Annotated in this window: 1 protein-coding gene; it reads right to left on the bottom strand. The window is 72.8% G+C overall.

What is annotated here, in order from left to right; translation table 11 throughout:
* A partial coding sequence (locus AN218_RS03780) for a type I polyketide synthase (protein WP_244900243.1) occupies nt 1-6,131 on the bottom strand: 6,131 nt, incomplete at both ends.

A 6,131-nucleotide genomic window follows, 5' to 3' on the forward strand; every position in this document is an offset into this window, starting at 1 on the left:
CGCCAACAACGCCTGCGCCTCGATCGGATCACCCAGCGCCGTACCCGTACCGTGCGCCTCCACCGCATCCACATCACCCACGGAGAGCCCCGCACTCGCCAACGCCTGCCGGATCACCCGCTGCTGCGACGGACCGTTCGGCGCCGTCAAACCATTCGACGCACCGTCCTGATTCACCGCCGAACCACACACCACCGCAAGGACGTTGTGACCGTTGCGCCGGGCGTCCGACAACCGCTCCAGCACCAGCACGCCCACGCCCTCGGACCACGCCGTACCGTCCGCACCCTCCGCGAACGCCTTGCACCGGCCGTCCGCGGCAAGACNCTCAGACCAGCCCGTACCGTCCGCACCCTCCGCGAACGCCTTGCACCGCCCGTCCGCGGAAAGGGCTCCCTGGCGGGAGAGTTCGGCGAAGACCATCGGCGTGGACATCACGGTCGCGCCGCCGGCGAGCGCCAGGTCGCACTCCCCCTGACGCAGCGACTGTCCGGCCAGGTGGAGGGCCACCAGCGACGCGGAGCAAGCCGTGTCCACAGTCATGGCGGGGCCTTCGAACCCGAGGGTGTAGGACAGGCGCCCGGAGATGACGCTCGCGGCGAGTCCTGTGGCGGCGTGGCCTCCGGTGTCCTGCGTGCTCTCGTTGACGAGGGTGGCGTAGTCCTGCCCGTTGGTGCCGACGAAGACGCCGGTGGGGCTGCCCCGCAGCGACTGCGGGTCGACACCCGCACGCTCCAGCGCCTCCCACGACGCCTCCAGCAACAGACGCTGCTGCGGGTCCATCGCCAGGGCCTCGCGCGGCGAGATGCCGAAGAACGCGGCGTCGAAGTCGGCGGTTCCGGTGAGGAATCCGCCCTGCCGGGTCACGCTGCCGCCTTGGCCACCGGAGAAGAGCGTCTCCAGGTCCCAGTTGCGGTCGGTCGGGAAGTCGCCGATGCCGTCCCGGCCGTCGATGAGGAACTGCCAGAAGTCCTCCGGTGTGTCGACGTCTCCGGGGAAGCGGCACGACATGCCGACGATGGCGACCGGTTCGTCGGTTGTGCGCGGCGCGGCCGTGCCGCGGGTGGCCGCGTTCTGCGCCTCGCCCTGTACGCCGAGGATCTCTTCGAGCAGGTGTCCTGCCAGCGCGCGCGGTGTCGGGTGGTCGAAGACGAGGCCGGCGGGCAGGGTGTGCCCGGTTGCGGCGGACAGTTGGTTGCGCAGTTCGACGGCGGTGAGCGAGTCGAAGCCCAGGTCGCGGAAGGCCTTGTCGGTGCCGACCGCGGTCCCGCCGGAGTAGTTGAGGACTGTGGCTACGCGGCCCCGTACGAGGTCGAGGACGGCTTCGTACCGGTCTGGCTCGCCCAGGGCTTCGAGTTGTTCGCGGAGTTCGGAGGCTGCCGCGGGGCGGGAGTCGCGGGCGGTCCGGATGTCTTCCAACGCGCGGCGTGCGTGGGGCAGTTCGGCCAGCAGCGGCATAGGGCGCACTTCGAGCAGGGAGCCGAGGAGCTGCTGGTTGCCGAGGTCCGCGACGGTGAGCGCCGCCGGTTCCTCGGAGACGGCCTGCCACATGGCTTCCAGGGCCGGCTTCGGGTCCATGAGCCCGGCCTCGTCGCGGTCGGCCCAGGTGCCGCGGTCGGGTCCGGCGCCCGGGGCCGCTTCCGTACCGTCGGCGTGGTCCGTTTCGGCGGTGTTCGCTTCGGCTGGGTCTGCGTCCGCCGGGTCCGTGCCGTCGCCGGGGTGCGGTTTCGCGGAGGCCATGCCGTCACCGGCCCAGGCTCCCCAGGCGATGGAGGTGGCGGGCAGCCCTTCGGCGCGACGTGCGCGGGCGAGCGAGTCGAGTACGGCGTTCGCCGCCGCGTAGTTGCCCTGCCCGGGGTTGCCGATCTGTCCGGCGACGGAGGAGAACAGCACGAAGGCGGAGAGGTCGGCGCCGCGGGTGAGTTCGTCCAGTGCGCGGGCGGCGGCGACCTTGGAGCGGAAGACGGCGTCGAAGCGCTCGGGCGTGAGCCCTTCGAGGATGCCGTCGTCGAGGACGCCCGCGGTGTGGACGACGCCGGTCAGCGGCTGGTCCGCGGGGACGGCTGCGAGGACCGAGGCGAGAGCGTCGCGGTCGGAGGCGTCGCATGCGGCGATGTCCACTTCGGCGCCGAGCGCGGTCACTTCGTCGCGCAGCCGGCCGGCGCCCGGTGCCTGGTCGCCGCGGCGGCTGAGGAGCAGGAGCCGCTGTGCTCCGCGGGCGGCGAGGTCGCGTGCGACGTGTGCGCCGAGGGCGCCGGTGCCTCCGGTGACGAGGACGGTGCCGGAGGGCTGCCAGGCGGTGGCGGGTTCGGCGTGCGGTGCCGGTACGAGCCTGAGCCCGAACAGGCCGGAGGCGCGGACGGCGAGCTGGTCCTCGGCGCCCGTGGGTGCGTTGTCGCCGCCGGTGCCTTCGCCGTGTCCGGCGGTTGCCGCGCCGAGTACGTCCGCGAAGCGCCGGGTGACGCGCCGGTCGAGGTCTGCCGGCAGGTCGAGGAGGCCGCCCCACTGCTGCGGCAGTTCCATCGCGGCCACCCGGCCGAGGCCCCACAGACCTGCCTGGGCGGGGTGCTCGATCCGTTCGGCGCCGTCCACGGCGACGGCGTTCCGCGTGACGGCCCATACGGGTGCGGTGACGTCGCTGTCGGCGAGTGCCTGTACGAGCAGCAGCGTGTTCCGTACGGCGGTGGGGACGCCGGCGGAGTTCTCCGAGCGGTCGAGGGCCAGCAGGGACACGACACCCCTGATGGGGCGAGGTGCTGCGACGGGGGCGGAGGCGGCGTCGGAGGTTCCGTCTGCCTGTGTGCCGCCGGTCTCAGAGGTCTCTGCCGACGGGTTCTCCCTGGACGCGCTCTCCGCGTCCATGACGTTCGCCGAGGAGAGGGCCGCCTTGAGATGTGCGGCCAGTTCGTCCCGTGCCGGGGACGCGGTGTCCTCGTCACCGGCATCCGGGATACGGACGCACAGCACGTCCTCGCCCAGCGCCTCGACGGCCTTGCTGATCCACTCTTCGGTCTCGGGGGTGGTTCCGGCCGCGGCGGGCAGTACGGCGAGCCAGGTGCCCTGCGACTGCGGCGTGCCGTGCCTGGGGCCGGGGGCTGTGGGGGCAGGCAGCGGCGTCCACCGCTCCAGGTGGCGCCAGGAGTCGATGGTGGACTGGGTGCGGCGGCGGTTGCGCCACGAGTTGAGGGCGGGAAGCACTTCACTCAGCGACGTGGTCCCGGCCTCCTGGGGGACGCCCAGTTCGGCCGCGAGACCGTCGATGTCGCCGCTCTCGACGAGCGCCCAGAAGCCGGCGTCGCCGCCGCTGTCCCCGTCTGCCGCCGTGCCCGCGGAACTTTCGGCGGCGGACGCCGCCTCGGGCCAGTAGCGCTCGTGCTGGAAGGGGTAGGTGGGCAGGTCGAGGGGCCGGGCTCCGGTGCCGTCGAAGTGGCGTGCCCAGTCGACCCGGGCGCCGTTGACGTGCAGACGTGCCACGGCTCCGAGCGCCGTGCGGTCCTCGGCGCGGTCCTTGCGCAGCAGCGGCACCGCCACCGCACCGGGGAGGACCTCGGCCGCAGCGGCGGAGAGCACGCCGTCGGGCCCGATCTCGAGGAGCGCGGTGACGCCCTGTCCGGCGAGGGCGGTGATGCCGTCGGCGAAGCGGACGGTCTGCCGCACGTGCCGCACCCAGTACTCGGCGGAGCGCAGTTCGTCGTCCGTGGCGATGCGGCCGGTCAGGTTGGAGACGACGGGGATTTCGGGCTCGCCGAACGTCAGGCCGTCCAGTGCGGCGCGGAAGTCGTCGAGCATCGCATCCATCAAGGGCGAGTGAAATGCATGACTGACCAGCAAATTCCTAGTCTTGCGGCCGGTCGCGGCGAAGCCGTCCGCGATCTGCCGTACGGCCTGGGCTGCTCCGGAGACCACGACGGCGGTGGGGCCGTTGACGGCGGCGAGTGCCACGTCGTCCCTGCCGTCGAGCAGCGGAAGCACTTCGTCCTCGGAGGCTTCGACGGCGGTCATGGCTCCGCCGGACGGGAGTTCGCGCATCAGCCGGGCGCGAGCGGAGACCAGGGTGCAGGCGTCCTCGAGTGAGAGGACACCGGCGACGTGGGCGGCTGCGATCTCGCCGACGGAGTGGCCCACCAGGTAGTCGGGGGTGACGCCCCAGGACTCGGCCAGCCGGTAGAGGGCGACTTCCAGGGCGAACAGGGCGGGCTGTGCATGACCGGTGTCGGCGAGCTCCTGCGGGTCCTCGCCCCAGACGACCTTCCGCAACCGGGGGTCGAGGTGGGCCAGTACGGCGTCGAAGGCTTCGGCGAAGGCGGGGAAGCGGTCGTACAACTCCCGGCCCATGCCCAGGCGTTGACTGCCCTGGCCGGAGAAGGCGAACGCGAGCAGCCGCTCCTCGGAGGGCGTCTCCCCGCGTTCCGCCTCGACGGTCTCCTCCCCGGTGCGCAGCAGTACGGCGCGGTGCTCGAACGCGGTGCGGCAAGCGGCGAGTGAGTAGCCGATGTCGAGGGACGCCTGCGGTGTGCCGTCGCCGGCGCGGTCCGCGACGGCGCGGACCCGTTCGAGCTGTGCCTGAAGTGCGGCTTCGGAACGGGCGGATACCACCCACGGCACCGGTGTGGGAGTGGATACGGGTGCGCTCCCGGCGGTGCCGCTGCCGGGGCGGCCGGTGGCTGTCGCCACGGGAGTCTCGGCGGCGCCTTCTTCGTCGCTGCCGGCGGCGCCCGCCGCGCCGGGGACGGCGGAGGCTTCGGACTCGTCGAACTCCCCGTGGGGCAGCGCCTGTTCGAGGATGAGGTGTGCGTTGGTGCCGCTGACTCCGAAGGAGGACACACCTGCCCTGCGGAGCCGGCCGGTACGCGGCCAGGGGGTGGCCTCGGTGAGGAGTTCGACGGCGCCCGCGGTCCAGTCGACGTGGGTGGAGGGCTCGTCGACGTGCAGTGTCCTGGGGAGGAGGTCTTCGCGCAGCGCCATGACCATCTTGATGACGCCCGCGACGCCGCCGGCCGACTGGGGGTGGCCGATGTTGGACTTGACCGAGCCCAGCAGCAGGGCCTGTTCGCGGTCCTGGCCGTAGGTGGCGAGCACGGCCTGCGCTTCGATGGGGTCGCCGAGGGTGGTGCCGGTGCCGTGCGCCTCGACGGCGTCGACGTCGCGCGGCGAGAGGCCGGCGCTGGCGAGCGCCTGCCGGATGACGCGCTGCTGGGACGGACCGTTCGGCGCGGTCAGCCCGTTGGAGGCCCCGTCCTGGTTGACGGCGCTGCCCCGTACCACCGCCAGTACGTGGTGCCCGTTGCGGCGGGCGTCGGAGAGCCGTTCCAGCAGGACGACGCCGGCGCCCTCGGACCAGCCGGTGCCGTCGGCGGCGTCGGAGAAGGCCTTGCAGCGTCCGTCCGGTGCGAGTCCGCCCTGCGAGGTGAACGCGGCGAAGGCGTTCGGTGTGGACATCACGGCCACGCCGCCCGCGAGGGCCAGGTCGCACTCGCCGGAACGCAGCGCCTGTGCCGCCCAGTGCATCGCCACCAGCGACGACGAGCACGCCGTATCCACGGTGGCGGCGGGCCCCTCCAGGCCGAGCAGGTAGGAGATGCGGCCGGAGAGCACACTCGCGGCGTGGGCGGTTGTGGCGTACAGCCCGACGTCCTCGGTGGAGGCGGCGACGAGGTCGGCGTAGTCCTGGCCCGTGGTGCCCATGAAGACGCCGGTACGGCTGCCGCGCAGCCCGGCGGGGTCGATGCCGCCGCGTTCGAGGGCTTCCCAGGAAGTCTCCAGCAGCAGCCGCTGCTGTGGGTCCATCACGACGGCCTCGCGCGGTGAGATCCCGAAGAACGCGGCGTCGAATCCGGCGACGTCGTCGAGGAACCCGCCCTCGTACGTGGCGCTGGCGAGCCCGGCGAGGTCCCAGCCGCGGTCGGAGGGGAAGCCGCCGATGGCGTCCCGTCCGCCGGCGACGAGTTGCCACAGCTCCTCGGGGGTGCTGACACCGCCCGGGTAGCGGCATCCCATGCCGACGACGGCGATCGGGTCGTCGGTCACGGGCGGCAGCGCCTGGAGGGCCGGCTCGTTCGCCGGTTCGGCGCCGAAGAGTTCGTCACGCAGGAAGCCGGCGAGTGCTGTGGGGTTGGGGTGGTCGAAGATCA

The sequence above is a fragment of the Streptomyces nanshensis genome, from assembly GCF_001751255.1.
Lineage (GTDB): Bacteria > Actinomycetota > Actinomycetes > Streptomycetales > Streptomycetaceae > Streptomyces > Streptomyces nanshensis_A.